The sequence below is a fragment of the Bacillus sp. FSL M8-0063 genome (assembly GCF_038005545.1).
GTDB lineage: Bacteria > Bacillota > Bacilli > Bacillales > Bacillaceae_G > Bacillus_A > Bacillus_A wiedmannii.
In genome coordinates, this window is the sequence record NZ_JBBOTJ010000002.1 from 287,260 (window position 1) to 308,371 (window position 21,112).

At 34.5% G+C, this 21,112-nt stretch carries 18 protein-coding genes and 1 pseudogene; 12 read left to right on the forward strand and 7 right to left on the reverse strand.

The genetic code is table 11. The features are described 5' to 3' along the window. Nucleotides 1-195: 195 nt before the first annotated feature. From MKX31_RS24000 to MKX31_RS24010, 3 genes are all read right to left on the reverse strand, one after another. Nucleotides 196-1,017, reverse strand: coding sequence for a glycosyltransferase family 2 protein (locus tag MKX31_RS24000; RefSeq protein WP_064476036.1), 822 nt, complete (start codon nucleotides 1,015-1,017; stop codon nucleotides 196-198). Between the two features lie 28 nt (nucleotides 1,018-1,045). Beyond that, nucleotides 1,046-2,500: an oligosaccharide flippase family protein gene (locus tag MKX31_RS24005; protein WP_340981609.1), complete on the reverse strand. Its 1,455-nt coding sequence runs from the start codon at nucleotides 2,498-2,500 to the stop codon at nucleotides 1,046-1,048. 537 nt (nucleotides 2,501-3,037) lie between these two features. After that, complete coding sequence (locus MKX31_RS24010) at nucleotides 3,038-3,550, reverse strand: acyl-CoA thioesterase (protein ID WP_064476038.1); 513 nt, start codon at nucleotides 3,548-3,550, stop codon at nucleotides 3,038-3,040. A 312-nt stretch (nucleotides 3,551-3,862) separates the two neighbouring features. Here MKX31_RS24010 and MKX31_RS24015 point away from each other — a divergent pair, with 312 nt between their 5' ends. After that, complete coding sequence (locus MKX31_RS24015) at nucleotides 3,863-5,176, forward strand: ArnT family glycosyltransferase (protein WP_262763987.1); 1,314 nt, start codon at nucleotides 3,863-3,865, stop codon at nucleotides 5,174-5,176. Nucleotides 5,177-5,268: 92 nt separating this feature from the next. Here MKX31_RS24015 and MKX31_RS29340 read toward each other — a convergent pair whose 3' ends face one another. The 3 genes and pseudogenes from MKX31_RS29340 to MKX31_RS24025 all read right to left on the reverse strand — a co-directional run bounded on the left by MKX31_RS29340 (nucleotide 5,269) and on the right by MKX31_RS24025 (nucleotide 7,333). After that, nucleotides 5,269-5,970: a methyl-accepting chemotaxis protein gene (locus MKX31_RS29340; RefSeq protein ID WP_371399721.1), complete on the reverse strand. Its 702-nt coding sequence runs from the start codon at nucleotides 5,968-5,970 to the stop codon at nucleotides 5,269-5,271. A 102-nt stretch (nucleotides 5,971-6,072) separates the two neighbouring features. Next, nucleotides 6,073-6,603: pseudogene (locus tag MKX31_RS29345) on the reverse strand (protoglobin family protein); the annotation flags it as partial. Nucleotides 6,604-6,700: 97 nt separating this feature from the next. Further along, the gene (locus MKX31_RS24025) at nucleotides 6,701-7,333 is read right to left on the reverse strand and encodes a trimeric intracellular cation channel family protein (protein WP_000924376.1); all 633 of its coding nucleotides are present in this window, start codon (nucleotides 7,331-7,333) and stop codon (nucleotides 6,701-6,703) included. Nucleotides 7,334-7,604: 271 nt separating this feature from the next. Here MKX31_RS24025 and MKX31_RS24030 point away from each other — a divergent pair, with 271 nt between their 5' ends. The 8 genes from MKX31_RS24030 (at nucleotide 7,605) to MKX31_RS24065 (ending at nucleotide 17,006) form a co-directional block, all read left to right on the forward strand. Beyond that, a complete protein-coding gene (locus tag MKX31_RS24030) occupies nucleotides 7,605-9,011 on the forward strand; it encodes an O-antigen ligase family protein (RefSeq protein ID WP_064476041.1) in 1,407 nt (468 codons plus the stop codon). A 79-nt stretch (nucleotides 9,012-9,090) separates the two neighbouring features. Continuing rightward, a complete protein-coding gene (locus MKX31_RS24035; RefSeq protein WP_064476042.1) occupies nucleotides 9,091-10,191 on the forward strand; it encodes a glycosyltransferase family 4 protein in 1,101 nt (366 codons plus the stop codon). Between the two features lie 15 nt (nucleotides 10,192-10,206). Beyond that, nucleotides 10,207-10,947, forward strand: coding sequence for a WecB/TagA/CpsF family glycosyltransferase (locus tag MKX31_RS24040; RefSeq protein WP_088047711.1), 741 nt, complete (start codon nucleotides 10,207-10,209; stop codon nucleotides 10,945-10,947). A gap of 291 nt (nucleotides 10,948-11,238) precedes the next feature. Continuing rightward, nucleotides 11,239-12,438 carry an MFS transporter gene (locus MKX31_RS24045; protein WP_340981610.1) on the forward strand — a complete coding sequence of 400 codons (1,200 nt, stop codon included), beginning with the start codon at nucleotides 11,239-11,241 and terminating at the stop codon, nucleotides 12,436-12,438. Nucleotides 12,439-12,693: 255 nt separating this feature from the next. Further along, nucleotides 12,694-13,410 carry a LytR/AlgR family response regulator transcription factor gene (locus tag MKX31_RS24050; RefSeq protein WP_064476045.1) on the forward strand — a complete coding sequence of 239 codons (717 nt, stop codon included), beginning with the start codon at nucleotides 12,694-12,696 and terminating at the stop codon, nucleotides 13,408-13,410. Nucleotides 13,411-13,531: 121 nt separating this feature from the next. Beyond that, nucleotides 13,532-15,610 (forward strand): carbon starvation protein CstA, encoded by a 2,079-nt coding sequence (gene cstA / locus MKX31_RS24055; RefSeq protein WP_088047712.1) that lies wholly within the window; start codon nucleotides 13,532-13,534, stop codon nucleotides 15,608-15,610. After that, nucleotides 15,603-15,806: a YbdD/YjiX family protein gene (locus MKX31_RS24060; RefSeq protein WP_048560464.1), complete on the forward strand. Its 204-nt coding sequence runs from the start codon at nucleotides 15,603-15,605 to the stop codon at nucleotides 15,804-15,806. Before cstA ends, MKX31_RS24060 begins: the two co-directional genes overlap by 8 nt. A gap of 144 nt (nucleotides 15,807-15,950) precedes the next feature. Then, nucleotides 15,951-17,006, forward strand: a complete 1,056-nt coding sequence (locus MKX31_RS24065) for a GGDEF domain-containing protein (RefSeq protein WP_064476047.1) — start codon at nucleotides 15,951-15,953, stop codon at nucleotides 17,004-17,006. Between the two features lie 81 nt (nucleotides 17,007-17,087). On the opposite strand, the gene pdxK is transcribed toward MKX31_RS24065, so the two are convergent. Beyond that, nucleotides 17,088-17,912, reverse strand: a complete 825-nt coding sequence (gene pdxK / locus MKX31_RS24070; protein ID WP_064476048.1) for a pyridoxine/pyridoxal/pyridoxamine kinase — start codon at nucleotides 17,910-17,912, stop codon at nucleotides 17,088-17,090. Nucleotides 17,913-18,046: 134 nt separating this feature from the next. On the opposite strand from pdxK, the gene MKX31_RS24075 reads away from it, so the two are divergent. The 3 genes from MKX31_RS24075 to MKX31_RS24085 all read left to right on the forward strand — a co-directional run bounded on the left by MKX31_RS24075 (nucleotide 18,047) and on the right by MKX31_RS24085 (nucleotide 21,102). Beyond that, nucleotides 18,047-19,618 (forward strand): GAF domain-containing sensor histidine kinase, encoded by a 1,572-nt coding sequence (locus tag MKX31_RS24075; protein ID WP_340981612.1) that lies wholly within the window; start codon nucleotides 18,047-18,049, stop codon nucleotides 19,616-19,618. Between the two features lie 20 nt (nucleotides 19,619-19,638). Next, complete coding sequence (locus MKX31_RS24080) at nucleotides 19,639-20,286, forward strand: response regulator (protein ID WP_000695794.1); 648 nt, start codon at nucleotides 19,639-19,641, stop codon at nucleotides 20,284-20,286. A 189-nt stretch (nucleotides 20,287-20,475) separates the two neighbouring features. Then, the gene (locus tag MKX31_RS24085; RefSeq protein WP_000246726.1) at nucleotides 20,476-21,102 is read left to right on the forward strand and encodes an FMN-dependent NADH-azoreductase; all 627 of its coding nucleotides are present in this window, start codon (nucleotides 20,476-20,478) and stop codon (nucleotides 21,100-21,102) included. The last annotated feature ends 10 nt before the right edge of the window (nucleotides 21,103-21,112 follow it).

Below are 21,112 nucleotides of genomic sequence, written 5' to 3' on the forward strand. Positions count from 1 at the left end.
TTTCTAAATAGTGTCTTGAATCATGATACTAAATTCTTGGATATAATGCTATCATTTCAAAAATATATAATATAATTGACCAGTGAGGGATGCGATTATAAAAGAATGATGGGTTACTTTGCAAGAAATAAGAGATGCAAGAGAAATAAAAAAACAAGGTGTAACCATTTAATAAAAGTGGTTACACCTTGTTTTTTATTTTAAATATCCACGAACAATTCCGCGTAAGCGATTTGCGTGGAATTTGCGCTTATCATTAGAAATATTTTGTGTCATACGGAATGTTGCCGCAGCGACAGCACGTAAGAAATAAGGGAATCCATAGTGTAGGCGAATAACCCTACCAAAACCACCAGCATAAGAAATGGCACGTTTTAATGATTGTTCATTAATAATTTCCTCTTTTACAGGATGGTATACGAACAGATCTTTTCTAAATAAACCAGTATAATTTTGTTTCATACCACGTAGTACAAAGTCAGTTTCTTCACCAGCTCCATAAATCGTGCCAGAACCAACACCTAAATCTTCATCAAATGTACCTACATCTTGTACAAATTGCTTTGTGAAGAATAGTGTGAAAGAAGGTCCCATGAATCCATACTTATTATTTAAAATAATGTCTGTATTCGGTGCGTGTATTAAAGAACCTGTTCCTTCAACATTTGTAGTGTTTGTTGAGATGAAATGAACATCTTTATTAGAGTTGAAAGTTTCTAATATACTCTCTAAAACATTTGTTTCATAAATACAATCATCATCTGGAAAAGCGATGACATCGCCATCCGCTACTTTTAATCCTGCATTTCGCGCTCTCGATAGTCCTTTAATAGGTGTATAAATGTAATGAATAGAAAATTTTTCTTTATATTCATCAAATAAATCAGAGATTGGTGTATCATTTTGATCTACTACGATAAGTTCGAAGTTTTTGTAAGTTTGTTGTTCAAGTGATTTTAGTAAGTCAAGAATATCATCACGTCTGCCACAAGTAGCCATGATTAAAGAAAATTTCAAGTTTAACAGCTCCTTTTAGAGATTGCGTTTAAGCTTTTTTGAATCGTGCCAGTATCTTTTCAAGTAGTGAAAATAGAATTTCATCCTTTGTTATAAAGAGGATAAGGGCATATGTTAATCCACATGTCATTATTACTAGGATAACTTGTAGTATTTGCCCAGATACGAGCATATCAATAACGAATGCTATTGGTACAAATGTTAGTGAATAAAATAGATATTTAAGTTTGTGTATATCGAATAACGTATAATTCACTTTTAGTTTCTTTTTCACATAAATATATTCAAATGTGATTAAGAAACAATTCGCAATTGTTGTTGTGAAAATTGCGGTTGTTGGTGTAAGCACATGTAAGTATATTAGTGCAATATTGGATGTTAAGTTGATAAATCCGCAAATAAATAAAAATCGCACTAAAATGCTTTCTTTCTTTTTCACATAGATAATTTGATTCGATAAAATGGACTCAATACCGACTGTAATCATATAAAAAGCAAAAACAATTAGTGTATTACCAGCCCCAGCGAATTCTTGTCCACCGTAAATAACAACAGCTCCATGAGCAATGAGCATTAAACCAATTGCAGCAGGGAATAGGGTAATGAAATATACTTTTGAAATTTTGTTTAATAATGATTCGTATTCCATTTCAGATGCGTTCCCTGATAAATAAGACAGTCTTGGAACGGTTACTTGTACAACACTTAACATAAGTGTATTAATAATCATCATAATTTGAAAAGCCATTACGTAATATGCAACTTCTATCTTTCCAACATATACCCCTAAAACAAGACGATCTAATTGAGTATATAAAATATTAGCATTTGAAAAAATCAAGACTAATAGTAACGGTTTTAAATGAGGAATAATAGTTAAGTCCGAAAAATCAAATTTAACTTGGCGTTTCACATATACAAAGCTAATAGAGTGGTTTAAAAATGTTGATAATACTAATAAACCAGCAAATGTTTTGTAATCGTCGGCCCCATGAATGAAAGAGAAAAGAAGCACAACATAGATTAATCGAACGATAACTGTTTTTTTAGTGATGAAGTCATAATTTTCATATGCTTCATTGAACCATTCCACATAAAACATGTTAGAAATAAAATTGAAACCGAAAATAAGAAGAACAGGAAATAGACTTTCATGTCCATACCCAATATAACTAAAGAGCACAAAGGCTGATAAAGCCAAAATACTAGTTGTGAAATTAATTACATAGAGACTTGTAAATAACTTAGAAACTTTCTTTTTATCATTTTTAATTAAGCTAATTTCACGTAAACCATATTGATATACACCAAATACGGCGAACACGAAGAAGTAATTGAAAAAAGTTTCAGCAACGTTAACGGTTCCAATTGAATTTGCTCCTAATGTTCGATATGCGTAAGGACCAACTAAAATTGGCAGTATAATATTAAACGTGTTGAGTAGTATTTTATAAAAAATATTTGAAGCAATTGATTTCTGCATAATTTCACCTTTCCATTAAAATAATCCAGTTTCATTAAAACACTTGCTATGTCATAGTAAGTGTTTTTACTAGAGTTAATTCTCTCAATATAATGGAAGTGTAAGGTGTTTTCTACACTGTTTACAAATCCTTAAATTGTTTTGTTAACCACCCGTATAAGTGTACCCTACATAAACTTTGTAAAGCAACTGTTGATGGGATCGAACCGTATTATAAAGTGAAACTTTTATCAGTGGGGGATGTACATTCCCGATTGATTATCAGTCCTCATCAATCGGGCGTTTACGGGAAACAAGGCTCCCGCCTAACGTCTTTGCTCCAGACGAATTTTGACGCGGGAGTTTTACAGCCCGTAAATAGCAGGATAAATGAGATTTTATTAATTAGAAGAAGTTAATAGTGAACGGATATGTATAAAAATATTACATAATATGTATGAAAAGGGGTAATGGTTGTATGAAGGTGTGAAATTGTTTATAAAAAATGAGCGAATATGTGATAGCTATTCGCTCAAAAGATGTTTTAATGGTGAAGGTCTATATACTCCAAGGTTTACTTAAAGTTAGAACTTCAGCCATTTCCTTGCTTTTTATACGCCCCTTTTTTCTACTTTCTGCACGCTCAGAACCAGTTGTGTGTAGCCAATGTTCTTCTTCCGTTTCAGGTAGTACTTGTGGAACAGATGAAGGTTTTCCATCTTTTAATGCAACGAATGTAATGAAACATGTTGCAGCTATTCTACGTTCGCCTGCTAATAAATTCTCTGCAATTACTTTTACGAACACTTCCATTGAAGATTTTCCTGTATAACATACGAATGCTTCGTAACAAACGGAATCTGCTTGGTGAATTGGAGTTAAAAAATCAACAGAATCGATAGATGCCGTTACGCAATGTTTACGGCTATGTCTTGCAGCTGCAATTGAAGCGATACTATCAATTTCCGCTAATAATTTTCCTCCGAAAAGTGTTTGATGATTATTTAAATCATTCGGAAAAACACGTGTTGTTTTAATTGCTTTGGATTCTCGCATGAATTTCTTTTCCATATGGTCAGCCCCTATTTTCTGTTTTCAATCAGAATGACATGTATTGTAAGTGGAGTACAAAAAATTAAAAATCGATAGATATTTAATGAAGTAAAGAATTCCAGAAGAGGGTTAGTAAAACTTCTGTATTTGTATTCATGTAACTGAAAGAAAATTTATTACTATATAAAGTGTAGTGTAAAAGAGGATTCGCTTACATTGCAAGTGAAAAAATTAGGACCCTGTATTTGTCATAGAAATTCCCTATCAGCTGTGTACCTATTCATGATAGAATCGTTTTGTTATGAATGGAAATAGAGGTGCAATGGACATATGAATCATATACAAACAAATTTTTCGTCTTTTTTTAGTAAAATAATGATTGGTGCGATGCTCGCATTTTTTGTTTATAGTTGTTGGTCAGCGTTTGAAACCAGTAAACAATTTTTTGGCGACAGTACGACAAGTGTATCAATCGTATTAGTTATTTTTGTTATTCTTATGCTGTTAGTGGCATCGATTTTACAGTATCGTTTTACAGAAAAACAATTTCTTGTTTTTCTTATGAGTACATCTATAATTGTGAGACTTAGTATGGTTCTATTTGTAGACGTTCCGATAATTGGTGATATGAAAGCTATGTTTGAGTCTGCAAAGCAGATTGCAATTGGTAATAACGTAGAGAGCATAGCGCAGTTACCTTTTATTATTTATGAATCAATAATTATTCGTGTATTTGGCGATACAGTATTCGCATTGCAGTTATTTAATATTTTATTTTGTACAGGGACTGCATTTTTCATTTATCGTATTGCAGCAATGGTTTTCGGAGAAGAATGCGGCCGTATTGCGTCTGTATTTTACGCTTTATATATTCCGAATATATTTATGAGTTCCTTATTAACATCAGAATCGCTCGCAATATTTTTATTTTATTTGGCTTGCTACATACTTTTATATAAAGGTTTAGATCATCCTTATATGTGGGTACTTTCAGCAATTTTATTTGCATGCAGTAATATGATTTTCCCAATGGGATTATTTCTTCCTATTTTTATTGCTGTATATGTGTTGTTAATTGAACTCTTTCAATCAGCAATGAAGCAAAAAGTATTATTAAAGATGATAGGGATACTTATTCTATTTTATAGTGCTCATTTTGGTGTGAGTTATGGAATTCAGACAATGGGAATGTCACAATATACAATTTCAAATGAGACGTATGTTCAATCTGTTTTAATTGGAAAAGGTAAAAATGAGGAAAAAGTAACAAAGAATCAAAACGTAACAGAGCATATTGATCAAAAGCTAAAAGAGATTGAAGAAGAAAGATTTAAACTTTTAAAGCCAGTAATTAATCAATTCTCAGGTGAGGGAATACATTCTATTCTATTTAAATGTGAAAAACTTATATACATAGCGGTAACATTATTTATGTCGATAGCTTTATTACACTTTCTTATTAAGAAACAACAAAACGAAGGATATATGTTGTTCGTTTTGTTAATTGGCGGATACGTATTGTTAAGGCTCTTCCAAGTAGATATGGCATATTACAATCTTATAGTGCCAGCTTTGTTTATTTTGCAAAGCTTTGGTGTTTATATGAGTTATGTGTATTGTCAAAAAATATTCTTCAGAAAATAAAAAGAATCCAGTTTGGATTCTTTTTTTATGGGTGGAAGATGAGGACTATGAGTCAGCGGAGATGAAGAACCTCTACTGACATAAGCTTCACCTTAGCGGTTCAGTTCTAGTTGTAAACTATCAGCTGTTAGAGCCATTTTTGAGGAATCGTCTTGAATTCCTTTCACTACTTGTGAAATGGTTTCTAACTCATTTTCAATTTTTTTATTCTGTTCTTTCGAGTTAGACATGTCTTTTACAATTTCTTGGAAGTATTGATCTGTCTCAGACATACCATCCGTTCCTTCAGATACGAGGGAGCTAATTTGTTTCACGGAAGAAGAGACACGAATAATTTGTTCATTTGTTTTTTCAACGAGCTTTGTAACGTTAAATATAGATTCTTTCGTTTGCTCTGATAACTTGCGAATTTCTCCAGCTACAACAGAAAAGCCTTTGCCAAATTCCCCAGCACGTGCAGATTCAATAGCCGCATTTAGTGCGAGCAAATTTGTTTGCTCTGCAATTGATTTTACAATATCTATAATCTCGTTAATTTTGTTAGAAATATCGAGAAGTTCATGAGTATCTGTAATAATCGTTTCCATGTTTGTTTGAATATATTCCATTCGTTTATTTTGCTGATTTAATTGTTCTTTCCCTTTATTCGCTTTTTCTTCTGATGTTGTAGCTAATGATGTACCTGTTTTGGCAATTTCTACAATCGTTTCAGATTTAGCGGTTAACTGTTGAATAGAAGCGCTCGTTTTTTCAGATACAGATGCTAGTTCTGTTGCAATATGCGTAATGGTCATAGCTGTTATTTCTTTTTCTTTTTCATGTTCTTTTTGTATTCTTTCATATTCAGATTCATAAGCCGCAATAACGAGTTCTTGTTCAAGAGTAAATAATTTGTTTATTACGTTTATAGAATAAGAAAAATCGTCAATTGTTGTAATTTTTGTTTGCAAAATCTTCATGATAGAGCGGAATAATTCTTGATAAGCGGCAGTATACCATTTTCTATGTAAACCAATTTGTACATGTCTTTTGGCAATTCTAACACGTTGTTCAATAAAATCTTCATGCATATCGCCGCTGAATAATTCTTTTATATGTGTTTTTAAAGTTTGCTTTAGTTTTGGAATAGAGCTATAACGTTCAATAATAGTAGTTAAATTAGGCTGCTTTGTAATATTGGCATAGAATTTTTCCGTAATCCAATCAATTTCTTCATAAATAAAGGGCTGTAGTACCTTTACGATTTGTAAATCTTCTTTTGAAATATGTAGCATATCCATTTGAATTTTCAGTTCAGAATTAGTAGGCACGTTAAAAGTGATTTTTTGATCCTTACTTAATTCAAGTATACTGGCGTTTGTTTTATTTGTATGTTTTTTAAAAACCCCAAGCATCGTTCTTCCCCCCTGTGTATAAAGCGTTTTCATTTTTAGTCCTAATATAATTATATATTTTTATATACAATTACTCTATATTAGTGTGTAGAATAGTATATAAATTAAGAGAATTCTATGTAGAATTCTCTTAATGGCCTTTATTAATTTTAGCATGTGTTTTAAAGAAAACTGGGAAATGTACATTATATATTACAGTGACAACACGAATAATGAATGTTACTAATAAACAAACATAGAAAGCTAATACGTGTGCCCCCATTGCATATGTGATTAGGAAACTAATTGCTCCTAAGATAGAAGCGATTGCGTAAATCTCTTTTCGGAATACATAAGGGATATCTTGAGCGCAAATGTCACGCAAAATACCGCCTCCAATACCTGTAATGACTCCCATTGAAACAACTAAAAATGAGGCGTCAACATGATGTGACATTGCCGCATTTGCACCAATAGCTGTAAAAACACCTAAGCCAACAGCATCAGAAAGCATGATAACGACCTGCAGTTTATTGATACGCTCAAAAAACATACAAGTAAATAATGCTGATAATACACTTACGAAAAAGTAAATGGGTTTAACAAATGCGACAGGAGGCAGGTTACCGATCATAATATCACGAATAATACCGCCGCCGAGCGCAGTGGCTACAGCTAAACAAAGGACACCAAATAAATCTAAATCTTTTTTTAAACCAACTAATGTACCAGAAATAGCAGCGGCGATAATGCCAAGAAACGTAAATATGTCGATTAATAACATTGCTGTAATCCCTTCCTCCTAAAGATGTTCCAGAGAAAAAATATACACTAAAGTTATGTAAATAACAATGCATTTTCTTTACATGTAGAAAAAAAGAAAAAATGAGGAAAGAAAGCGCTTGAAAATGCAAATATGCTTTTTTCTATAAGGTAAGGTTGGGGAGAAATGTGAGGCGTTTAATTAAAAAATATATGTTATAATAAATATTTGAGATAAGAAAAAAATATTAACAGTATAGATTGAAATTAGGTAATAGTTATGGAGGTTCTAGATGTTAAGCGAAAATAGTAAAAGTAATAAATTTGAAAATTTTCTATTAATCTTTATTTTGTTGCAACCAATTTTAGATTTGCTCACGGCATTCTGTATAATGGTTTTAAAAATTGATACGACCATTGGAGTTATTACACGCTTATTCGTTATGTTCCTAAGCGGGATATATATTTTAATTCAAACGAAGAAACAAGGAAATATAAAATATATATTGTATATAATCTTAGTAGGAATAGTCTTCACCATCGGATTGGTAAATAACAAGCTTACAAAAGATCCTATGGTACTTTCAGAGGAAATTAAGTTTATAGCAAAAGCATTATATCCGTTTGTTATGCTTACTTGTTATGTGTTTGTATTTAAGTCTTTAAAAGAGAAAAGCCATTCAAATTCAAAAATGCGTGACTATATTACGTATGCATCGCTAATTATAGGAGTAGTCATGGTAGCTTCGATTACTACTGGAACAGATTATAATAGTTATGAATGGGTAAAGTTAGGATCACGCGGTTGGTTTTATGCAGGTAACGAGCTAGGATCTATTTTAGCCATCATGTGTCCAATTGTTATTTTGTATTCAATTGAAAGAACAAAAAGTATAGGTAAAGCGTACTATTGGATTCCTTCAATTTTAGTTGTTTATTCACTATTTGCAATTGGGACAAAGGTTGGCGTAGGAGCAATCTTTGGATCAATGGCTATCGCAGTTGTTATGTGCTTTATTCAGGCATTTACACAGCGTAAAGATAAAAAGAAACATGCCTATTTATTAAATGGTTTTCTTGCAATAACTGTATTTGTAGGCATATTGGCATATACACCTTTTTCACCGTTTATGAAAAATATGGGATTTCATTTCCAATTAATTGAACAAGAGCAGAGTGCGAAAAAGGAAGAGAAAAAGAAGGAGGAAGCTAAAGAGCACAAACCTCCTGTGACAGAGCAAGAAAAAGAGAAAGAAAAAGCAAAAGAAAAAGTAGCGGAGAAAAAAGAAGAAACGCAAGCTCTTATTTTTAGTGGGCGTCAATTATTTGAACAGATGTATAAAGATTTCTATAATGAAGCCCCAATGTCTCAAAAATTATTAGGAATGGGTTATGCTGGTAACTATAAAGAACAGCCGAAATTAATTGAACGTGACTTCCACGATTGGTTCTATTCTTTCGGAATCATAGGGTTCATTTTACTTGTAATTCCATTCTTATACTTTGGTATTAAATTTATTGCATGTATATTTACTAAATTTAAACAAATATTCACAGTGAAATATGCAATGATGATTGCAGCAATATTTCTCGGATTAGGTATCTCATTCATGGCTGGTCATATTTTAATTGCACCTGGAGTGAGTTTCTACTTAGTATTAATCATGGCATATTTAATAGTTGACTTGGAAATTGAATGATAGAAAAATAAAAGCTAGCATATGTTAGCTTTTATTTTGTTATAGTAAATAAAAAGAAAAAAAATGGGGGATGTAAGAAATGAAAGTGTTGCATATGAATGCTGGTGCAGAAGAAGGTGGGGGGAAAACGCATATTATTTCACTTTTATCTCAATTTTCAAAGGAAGAAGTGGAATTAATGGTATTTGAAGAAGGTGCGATTGCTAGAGAGGCGAGAAACCTTGGTATTCAAGTGCATGTTTTTACCCAATCATCTCGGTACGACCTATCAATTCTTTCAAAAATAAAAGCATTTATTAATGAAAATCAATTTGACATTGTGCATACACATGGCGCACGAGCAAATTTCTATCTCTCCCTCTTGAAAAAAGGTATAAAAGCGAAATGGATAATGACTGTCCACAGTGATCCAACTTTGGATTTTATGAAGAGGGGATTAAAAGGATGGGTATTTACAAAGTTAAATTTACGTTCTTTCAGGAAGGTAGATTTATTCTTTGCAATTACAGAGAATTTTAAGAGAAACATAATAAAACTAGGTGTACCAGAAGAGAAAATTTGTACGGTTTATAATGGAATTGAGTATGATAGTACTCCAGTAAAACCTTATGATAAGAGTGAATTTGGCATCGATGAAGGAGTATTTACAGCCATTCAAGTAGCACGTCTTCATCCTGTTAAAGGTCATGATATTTTATTTGAAGCGTTACAAAAAATTAAAATTCAAAATATAAAGGTGCTCTTGCTTGGTGATGGACCTATAGAAGCAGAATTAAAAGAGATGGTGAAACAAAAGGGCTTAGAGGATAAGGTGATGTTTCTAGGTTTTCGTACAGATTCCAAAGAATTATATGCATCTGCAAACATTAATTTGTTAACCTCTTATAGCGAAAGCTTTCCTCTTGTTTTATTAGAAGCGGCTAATCAGCGCTTAACATCTATTGCAACAAATGTAGGTGATATGAGAAAGTTAATAGTTGATGATACGTATGGATGGGTTGTACCAATTGGTGATGCAGACTCGTTAGCAAACGCGTTAGAAAATGCTTATGAAAAATGGTTGAATGGTGAATTAGAAGCGATGGGAAATCGTTTATATAATCATGCATCTACTCATTTCTCGCTAAAAAATTTGTATGAAGATACTTATAATGCATATAAAAAACTTTTACTGAAATAGAGAGGATAGTTAATCATGGAAGTAAAAACGGTTGATATTCTAGGTGTTCCTTTTTCTACAATGACAATGGATGAAACAATCCAATATTTGAAGGGACAACTAGAATTGGAGCGAACTCATACTTTTCAGGTAGTAACAGCAAATCCTGAAATTGTTATGTGTGCAAAAAAGGATGAAGCATTCCATAAAACATTATTAAATACAGATTTAATTACACCTGATGGTATTGGAGTTGTAAAAGCAAGCGGTATACTTGGTACACCTGTAAAGGAACGTGTAGCAGGTTTTGATTTAATGTGTAATCTACTTGCAAAGTTATCAGAGGAGAATAAACCGGTATCTGTTTTCTTACTTGGTGCAAAACCGCATGTTGTACAAGCTGCAGCAGAGCATTTAACGAAGACATATTCAGCTGTATCTATTGTAGGTACACAAGATGGGTACTTTAAACAAGAAGAAGAAGAGAGTATCGTTTCTCGTATTCAAGAAGCAAAACCAGATTTATTACTTGTCGCGCTTGGTTTCCCAAGACAAGAGAACTTTATCCAAACTAATAAGCATCGTTTAGAAACGAAGATGGCTGTTGGAGTGGGCGGAAGTTTAGATGTATGGGCTGGAGAGGTAAAACGTGCACCAAAATGGATTCAAGCGATTAACTTAGAGTGGTTTTATAGATTGTGTAGTAATCCAACGCGCTGGCGTCGTCAGTTAGTATTAGCGGAATTTTTAAAAGAAGTCATGCGTTCGAAAAAGTAGCGGAATATCGCTACTTTTTTATTTGGTCATTTTTAATAAAGTGAGGTTTTACTCATCCACCACTGATGGTTAATCCTCACCAATCGGACGTTTAACGGCAGTTGATTTTCCATCTAACCTCTTTGCTTCAGCTGAATTTTGAGGTGAGAGTCTTACTGCCCTCAAATAGTGGGATGAGTATTTTACTTTTTGGGCATGATGAAGGAGAATTTTTTGTACGAAAGTATTTTACTTATACAATTCACACATGTAAAATGATGTGTAAAGACAGCTGTGTAAGGAGGACTTCTTATGGGCAAGGGGAAAGAAATTTCGAAGCGAAAGCTACTTGGTATAGCAGGGCTTGGATGGTTATTTGATGCAATGGATGTTGGAATGCTTTCATTCGTAATGGTAGCATTGCAAAAAGATTGGGGATTAAGTACGCAAGAAATGGGCTGGATAGGCAGCATTAATTCAATTGGTATGGCAGTCGGAGCACTTGTTTTTGGAATACTATCAGATAAAATAGGACGTAAATCAGTCTTTATTATTACATTATTACTATTTTCTATCGGTAGTGGTTTAACTGCTTTAACGACAACACTTGCGATGTTCCTTGTTTTACGATTTTTAATTGGTATGGGGCTTGGCGGAGAACTTCCAGTTGCTTCTACATTAGTATCAGAGAGCGTTGAAGCGCATGAACGTGGCAAAATAGTTGTGCTATTAGAAAGCTTTTGGGCAGGTGGATGGTTAATTGCAGCTCTTATCTCGTATTTTGTTATTCCGAAATATGGTTGGGAAGTTGCAATGGTATTGAGCGCGGTTCCGGCACTATATGCTTTATATTTAAGATGGAATTTACCGGATTCTCCGAGATTTCAAAAGGCTGAAAAAAGACCATCTGTTATCGAAAATGTAAAGTTGGTTTGGTCTGGTGAATATCGTAAGGCAACAATTATGTTATGGATTCTATGGTTTTCTGTTGTCTTTTCTTACTATGGGATGTTCCTTTGGTTACCTAGTGTAATGGTATTAAAAGGATTTAGTTTAATAAAAAGTTTCCAGTACGTACTTATTATGACGTTAGCTCAATTGCCAGGATATTTCACGGCTGCTTGGTTTATTGAACGACTTGGTCGTAAGTTCGTTTTAGTTACGTATTTGATCGGTACAGCATGTAGTGCTTACTTGTTTGGAGTGGCGGAGTCATTAACCGTATTAATCGTAGCAGGCATGTTACTATCCTTCTTTAATTTAGGTGCTTGGGGTGCATTATACGCTTATACACCGGAACAGTATCCAACGGTTATTCGTGGTACAGGTGCAGGGATGGCAGCAGCATTCGGCCGTATTGGTGGTATTCTTGGTCCGCTATTAGTAGGATATTTAGTTACTTCACAGGTTTCACTATCACTAATATTTACGATTTTCTGTGGATCAATTTTGATTGGCGTAGTTGCTGTAATTGTACTTGGGCAAGAAACGAAGCAACGAGAATTAGTATAAGGTGAAACTTTAATCGGTGAGGGATTTATCCCCCACTGATTATTAGCCAGCACCAATTGCGTTTTCGGGGAAGTAACAATTCAGTGAGTGTTACTTCCTACAAATAATGGAATAAAAGGGCAGGGGAACCGTCGTGGTTTCCTTTTTTCTGTTTTTTTAGATAAATAATGGTATAGTAAGAAAAAGGGAATGTTTCTTATAAAAGCGAATGTATACAACAAGACATATGGACAAAAGAATTAGGTGGTTGAAGAAATGAAAATTTTACTGATCATGGAAGAAGCAGAAGAGCGAAGAAGTTTAGCGGACAAATTTACTGAAAATATAAGGAATGTAGAATGTTTTGAAGCGAATACGGGAACAGAATCATTATTTATTATGAAAAAGCATACACCAGATTTTGTTTTCTTGAATTCAAAATTACTAGATGGAACTGGTTTTGAATATGCGAGTTTATTACGGGAAGTAAATTGTTATACGAAATTGATTTTTATGGGTGAAGATATAGAAGAGTCGATTACGGCATTTCGTTTTCAAGCATTCTATTATTTACTACGCCCATTTCGTGAAGAAGATTTGCAATTCCTTTTATATAGAATGTGTAAAGAGCAAGGCGAGAAAGCAAAGAGTTATTTGCGAAAGCTACCAATAGAAGGTCAAGAGGGAATTCGGTATATTTTCCCTGAAGATATTGTATATGTAAGCAAAAATAAGGAAAACAAAACGGTTTCAATTTATACAACAAATAATCAGTATATTTCAACATATACACTTCAGGAGCTGGAAAATAAGCTAAATGCATATGATTTTTTACGTGTGCATAAAAGTTATTTAATTAATATGTCATATGTACAAGAACTAAAACCCTATTATAATGGCACATATAATCTGTATTTAGATAAATATGATGAGCAACCGATTCCAGTTAGTCGTAATTATGTGAAACGACTTCGAAATAAGATTGAATTATAGTAGGTAATGCGAGTTTTTTAACATGATAAACTAAAAATCCTTCATGATAAGGAGGATTCAAATTAAATATTCAGAAAATTTAGTACAATCCCACTAAGCAATAGTATTGGGGGGATTGTATGTGAAAACATTGAAGTCGATTTTACTATGGGGGGTTATTGCAGCAGTAGGCGCAGGTGCATTTGGTGTAATAGCTTTATCACAAGGTGAAACTATTAATGCCGTGTGGCTCTTAGTAGCTGCGGTATGTGTGTATGCAGTTGCTTACCGCTTTTATAGTAAATTTATAGCGAGAAAGGTATTTGGTTTAGATAATAATCGGCAAACGCCAGCCCATACATTAAACGATGGAAAAGATTATGTTCCGACAAATAAGTGGGTATTATTTGGGCACCATTTTGCAGCAATTGCTGGGGCAGGCCCTTTAGTAGGACCGATTTTGGCAGCGCAAATGGGATATTTACCAGGGACAATATGGATTATTGTTGGGGTAGTTGTCGCTGGAGCTGTACAAGATTTTGTAATTTTATTTGCTTCGATGAGACGGAATGGTAAATCTTTAGGAGAAATGATTAAAGATGAGATCGGTCCTGTTACAGGGCTTATTGCAATGATAGGCATTTTAGGTATTATGATTATTTTATTAGCAGTATTAGCATTAGTAGTAGTAAAGGCGCTTGTCGGAAGTCCTTGGGGAATGTTTACAATAGCAGCAACGATTCCTATCGCTATTTTAATGGGAGTGTACATGCGCTACATTAGACCTGGCCGGGTTGGTGAAGGGTCAGTGATCGGAATTATTCTACTTATACTGTCTCTTATTGGAGGACAGTATGTAGCAGAACATCCAACGCTTGCAAGCATGTTCACGTTTAGCGGTGAAACGATTGCTATTATGCTTATTGTATATGGATTTATCGCATCGGCCTTACCAGTTTGGATGCTTTTAGCACCACGTGATTATTTAAGCACATTTTTAAAAGTCGGAACAATTGTTGGATTAGCAATTGGTATTTTAATTGTAGCACCAGATTTACAAATGCCAGCAGTTTCGAAATTTATCGATGGAACAGGTCCTGTTTTCTCTGGAAACCTATTCCCATTCTTATTTATTACAATTGCTTGTGGTGCGGTGTCAGGATTCCATGCTCTCGTTTCATCAGGTACGACGCCAAAAATGATTGAACAAGAGGGACACGCACAGCCAATCGGTTATGGGGCAATGTTAATGGAATCATTTGTAGCGGCGATGGCGATGATTGCAGCTTGTGTATTAACACCAGGAACGTATTTTGCGATTAATAGTCCCGCAGCACTTATCGGTACGGATGTCTCGCAGGCAGCTCAAGTTATTTCTTCATGGGGATTTGCTATTACACCAAATGAACTAAAAGATCTTGCTGTAAACGTTGGAGAGCAAACGATTTTATCACGTACAGGTGGTGCACCAACGTTAGCGATAGGTATGGCATATATTTTCTCACAAGTAATAGGTGGAACGGCCATGATGGCCTTTTGGTATCATTTTGCGATTCTCTTTGAAGCGCTATTTATTTTAACAACGATTGATGCTGGAACACGTGTAGGCCGATTTATGATTCAAGATATTTTAGGACATGTATATAAGCCATTTGGGAAAACGGATTCTACATTAGCGAATGTGATAGCTACAACGTTATGCGTATTAGGATGGGGTTATTTCTTATACCAAGGGGTAGTAGATCCGCTTGGTGGAATTAATACGTTATGGCCACTTTTCGGTATTGCAAATCAAATGTTAGCAGGTATTGCATTATTACTTGGAACGACAATTTTGTTCAAAATGGGGAAAAAGGCATATGTTTGGGTCACACTTATTCCAACTGTTGGATTGCTTATTGTAACGATGACGGCGGGTTATCAAAAGTTATTTCATGAAAACCCTAAAATAGGATTTCTATCTCACGCAAAGGTGTTCCAAGGAGCATTAGATGAGGGGAAAGTGTTAGCACCAGCTAAAAATGTTGCTCAAATGAAGCAAATTATTTTCAATGATTATATTGATGCAGCGCTTTGCGGGATTTTTATGATAGTTGTAATCGCTGTATTAATTTCTGCAATTCGAATTTGGATTCAAGTATTAAGAAATAAGCCGATGCCGCTAAAAGAGGCGCCATATATTTCTAGAGATGAAAGTGAGTCGAGGAACTATTATGCTTAAACGACTAAGGAAAGTATGGGGACAAAGAAAACACTTTATTAGTTTACTGGTTGGGGTACCAAGTTATGAAACATATGTAGAGCATATGAAAAAGCATCATCCAGAAGAAGAGGTTGTATGTCAAAAACAATTTTTTGCAGAAGCGCAAGAGGCTAGATTTAATGCAAAGGGCGGAAAGATATCACGCTGTTGTTAATGAAAAGGGCGAATTTTCGTCCTTTTTTATTTTTGCTGTTTCACGTGGAACAGCAAAAATAAATAAAAAACTTTGGGAATTATAGGTATCTCGTATACAATAAAATAAGGAAAGGGATAGATAGACAAGTTGGGAGATTATTTTATGTTAAGGGACTTATTTGTAAACACAACCATTATTCTTTCCTTTATTTTTGTTGGAGGTCAGCTTTTAAGAGATAGGCCGTTAAAAGAAGAGTTTTCTCTTTGGCAGAAATGTGTAGTAGGTATTCTTACTGGAATATTAAGTGTACTGTTGATGCATTTTGGTGTACATATTGAAGATATTATGTTGGATCTACGTTATTTAGCTGTTATTTTGGCAATTATAATTGGAGGTCCGATAGCTAGTAGCATAACAGTTACTATTATATTAATTACCCGATTATTTCTTACTGAGTACTCTTTAGCCTCTGAATTGGCTTGTTATACAATTGTATTGATAGGTTTTGGAATTATTTTCATTTGGCGGATGAAAGCTTCTATATTTAAAAGGTGGATCTGGTTTAATGTATATAGTTTATCTATTTTAACGGTGCCACTTTCTATTTTATTTAAGGATATTTCTATAGTAGCATTATATTTAGTTTGTAGTGGTGTTGCAGCATATATCACATTTATAAGCGCAAATTATGTATTACAATCCAATGAGTTATTTCAAACGATGAAGCAATACGCAACGATAGATGCACTGACAGGTTTAGGGAACGTAAGACAGTTTGATTTAGAGATGAATCGTCATATTGGTAATAAGCGCATGAAAAATGATTCACTTTGTTTACTACTTATAGATATTGATCATTTTAAGTGTGTAAATGATACGTATGGGCATCCTGCGGGAGATGAAGTATTAAAACAAATGGGGCATATTTTACGAGAAGTTTCAACGTTTCCAGATTTGGCTTTTCGAAAGGGTGGGGAAGAGTTCGCGCTTTTGATACCGCAGAAAGAATTAGCTTGTGGAATGCGTATGGGGGAACAAGTTCGCACGGCTGTTGAAAACCATCCATTTCAATTGCTAAATGGAACAAAAATAAAAATTACAGTTTCAGTAGGAATTTCAGTGTATGAAGAATCACCAGAGCGATTTATTCAAGCTGCTGATGATGCATTATATTACTCCAAAAGAAATGGTAGAAATCAGGTTAGTTCTGCATCTTAAAGATAAGATGACCAGAAGAGCTTATAAAAAACACCCACAGAGAGGTAATATATATACTCTGTGGGTGTTTTCATTTATATGTTAGACAAGTTCTTTTGATGCAACGAATTTACGATATGCACCGTGATGTGTTGGGCCTACGTATTCGTTGATCTTGAATGAATAACGGATAGCAGCTGTGATAAATTCTTTAGCAGTTTTTACTGCTTCTTTCACAGTTTTTCCTTTTGCAAGTTCTGCTGTAATTGCAGCAGAATATGTGCAACCTGCGCCGTGTGTATTTGTCGTATCAATTTTTTCTGACTCTAGAAGATCGAATGTTTTTCCATCATATAGGACGTCGATTGCAGTTTCCGTACCAAGCTTGCTACCGCCTTTAATTAGGACGTATTTCGCACCTAAAGCGTGGATTTTTTTTGCTGCTTCTTTCATGTCTTCAAGAGAATTAATCTTTACGCCACTTAATTGGTAAGCTTCAAATAAGTTGGGTGTTACAACTAATGCCTTTGGAACAAGAACGTCACGTAAGCAATCGTTCGTTTCAGGATGTAATGCTTCATCAGCACCTTTACATACCATAACAGGGTCAACTACTACATTTTTGAAATTATGTTTTTCGATTGTTTCAGCAACCATTTCAATAATTTCTACTGATCCAAGCATACCTGTTTTTAAAGCATCTACTCCAACACCTTCAATTGTCGTTTCTAATTGTGGTTTTAATGTAGAAGCTGGGATTGGGAATACGTTATGTGCCCAACCGTTATGTGGATCCATCGTTACGATTGTCGTAAGAGATGTCATTCCGTATACACCAAGTTCTTGGAATGTTTTTAAATCTGCTTGTATACCAGCACCGCCACTTGTGTCAGAACCAGCGATAGTAAGTGCTTTATTTAATGTCATTATGAAGTCCCCCTCAAGTGATATAATGAAAACTATGTTTTCACCATTATATCAATGTTACGAATAAGTACAAAGTGAAAAGTAGATGATTTACTTTAGGGGCGATTTAAAATCTTGTATGTAGGAGACGAATTATGTTTCAAGAGAATCGTACAAATGAATTAGTTATATTAAAAGAGATTGCAGAGACGTTGAACACCTCAAATGATACTTATCATGTGCTGCAAGCTGTGTTGGAAAAACTGTTGAATGTAACAGGTTTAACGACAGGATGGATATTTCTTGCGGATGAAAATGGTAGATATACAAAATTAATTGATTATCAATTACCAGAGGGATTAAGATTTGAAAATAAACGACCGATGTGTGAGGGGAATTGTTGGTGTTTACACCGATTTGTGGAAGGGAAACTAGAGAAAGCCGTTAATATTATTGAATGTAAGAGAATTAATAATGCGATTGAATATAACTGGGGAGATACAGAAGGGATTGTGCATCATGCGACAGTGCCATTAAAAGCGGGTGGAGATGAATTTGGCGTATTAAATGTGGCTAGTCCAGGTAAAACGCATTTTTCTGAAGAAGAGTTAGTGCTATTACAATCAGTTGCTTTCCAAATTGGAACAGCATTAAAACGTACAAAATTGTATGAAAATGAAAAGAGAAGGGCTCATTATTATGTAAAGTTAGACCGCTTTATTCAAGCTTTAAGGACGATTCATAAATTTAATGAATTGCCTGGGGAGATTGTAAAGCAAATTGGGAAGTTATTTCTATGGGAGCAAGTTGTATTCTTTATTAGAGAAGAAAATGAACTTGCTGTAAGGGCCTCATATAAGATAGATGAGCTACAAGAGGATTTGAAGTCAGCGGCACAGGAAGCTCTGAAAAAAGAAGAGTCTGTTTTGTTAAAGAGTCAGGTTGGGAATATCGTACATCCTAATCGTGCAGTTATTGCCATTCCCATACATATTCAAGATCATATATTTGGCGTACTAAGTGTAAGTTCGAATAATGGAGAATTTGATATAAATACAATAGATGTAGTACAGGCGTTAGCCAATCATATATCGTTAATGATAGAGAACTTAAGGTTAAATGAAAAGCGCCGAGAACTTGTACGAATGGAAGAACGTAATCGTTTAGCTAGAGATTTGCATGATTCTGTTTCACAAAAGTTGTTTTCATTAACTTTCATGACGAAAGGTACCGAAGCCGTCTTAAAGGGGAAAAACGAAAAGGTAGATCAGTCTTTGCATGAGATACGTGAGTTATCGCAAGGTGCTTTAAAAGAAATGAGGACGTTAATTTGGCAACTACGTCCAGCAGGATTAGAGAAAGGACTATTACCAGCTTTAAAACAATATGGTGAAAGTTTGGGATTGAAAATTCGGGAACAAGTTACAGGTGTGCGTGATTTACCGCGCGTAGTAGAGGAAGCACTATGGCGAATTGGACAAGAAGCTTTAAATAACGTAAGTAAACATGCGAATGTCAGAGAAGCGGCGATTTATTTCAAAGTGACGGAGAAGAATGTATCATTAGAAATAGTCGATCAAGGAAACGGCTTTGTAGAAAAGGATATAAAAGAGAAGAAATCACTCGGTATGACTACGATGCGAGAAAGAGTAGAATTAGTCAGTGGAACAATTAAAATTGTAAGTGATAAGAAAAGAACAAGTGTAAAAGTAAAAGTACCATTATGATGTGAAAATGAGGGAAGTTTGTGAAAATAAAAGTATTGTTAGTTGATGACCATACAGTCGTTTTAAAAGGATTAGCATTTTTCTTAAGTACACAGGAAGATTTAGCGTTAGTTGGAGAAGCAAATAATGGGAAAGAAGCGTTAGTGAAAGTAGGGGAAACGAATCCTGATGTTGTATTAATGGATTTATATATGCCCGAAATGGATGGTGTCGAGGCGACGGCGTGCATCAAAAAAGAATATCCGAATGTGAAAGTAATTGTATTAACTAGCTTTTCTGATCAGGCGCATGTTTTACCAGCGTTAAGGGCGGGGGCAAGTGGGTATATTTTAAAAGATGTAGAACCGGATCAGCTTGTTGAAGCTATTCGAAGCGCATATAAAGGTAATATTCAATTACATCCGGATATAGCAAATACTCTTCTCTCTCAAACATTACCTGTGGAAGAAAAGGAAGAAGAACCTTCTATTCAAGTGGATGTGCTAACGGCGAGAGAAAATGAAGTGTTGCAGCTATTAGCGAAAGGGATGAGTAATAAAGAGATCGCTTCTGTTTTAGTTATTACAGAAAAAACGGTAAAAGCGCATGTAAGTAGTATTTTGAGTAAGTTGAATTTATCTGATCGCACGCAAGCAGCATTATATGCAGTGAAAAATGGAATTGTATAAGACAAAAGTCGTAAGACTAGTTCGCCTTTAGAAGGTGGACTTTTTTTATAGAAAAATACGTCTATGTGAGGACGAAATTGTCTTGATATAAAGATAAAATATGTTTGTAAGCAACAAAACAACAATTACAAGGGATACCTTTTTTGAAAGCATATAACAACAGAAGAGTGAGTACTAGGAGGAAAAACAATGGCAACAGTTTTATTTGTAAAAGCAAACAACCGCCCAGCGGAACAAGCAGTTAGTGTGAAATTATACGAGGCATTTTTAGCAAACTATAAAGAAGCACATCCAAATGATACAGTAGTAGAACTTGATTTATATAAAGAAGAATTACCATATGTAGGCGTAGATATGATTAATGGTACATTCAAAGCAGGTAAAGGGTTTGATTTAACGGAAGAGGAAGCAAAAGCAGTAGCAGTTGCTGATAAGTATTTAAATCAATTTTTAGAAGCTGATAAAGTCGTTTTCGGTTTCCCATTATGGAACTTAACGATTCCAGCAGTGCTACACACATATATTGATTATTTAAACCGAGCTGGCAAAACGTTTAAATATACGCCAGAAGGTCCAGTTGGTCTAATTGGAGATAAGAAGATTGCATTATTAAACGCGCGCGGCGGCGTATATTCTGAAGGTCCAGCAGCTGAAGTAGAAATGGCTGTTAAATATGTAGCAAGCATGATGGGCTTCTTCGGTGCAACAAATATGGAAACAGTAGTTATTGAAGGACATAACCAATTCCCAGATAAAGCAGAAGAGATCATTACAGCTGGTCTTGAAGAAGCAGCTAAAGTAGCAAGCAAATTTTAATTGAAAATAG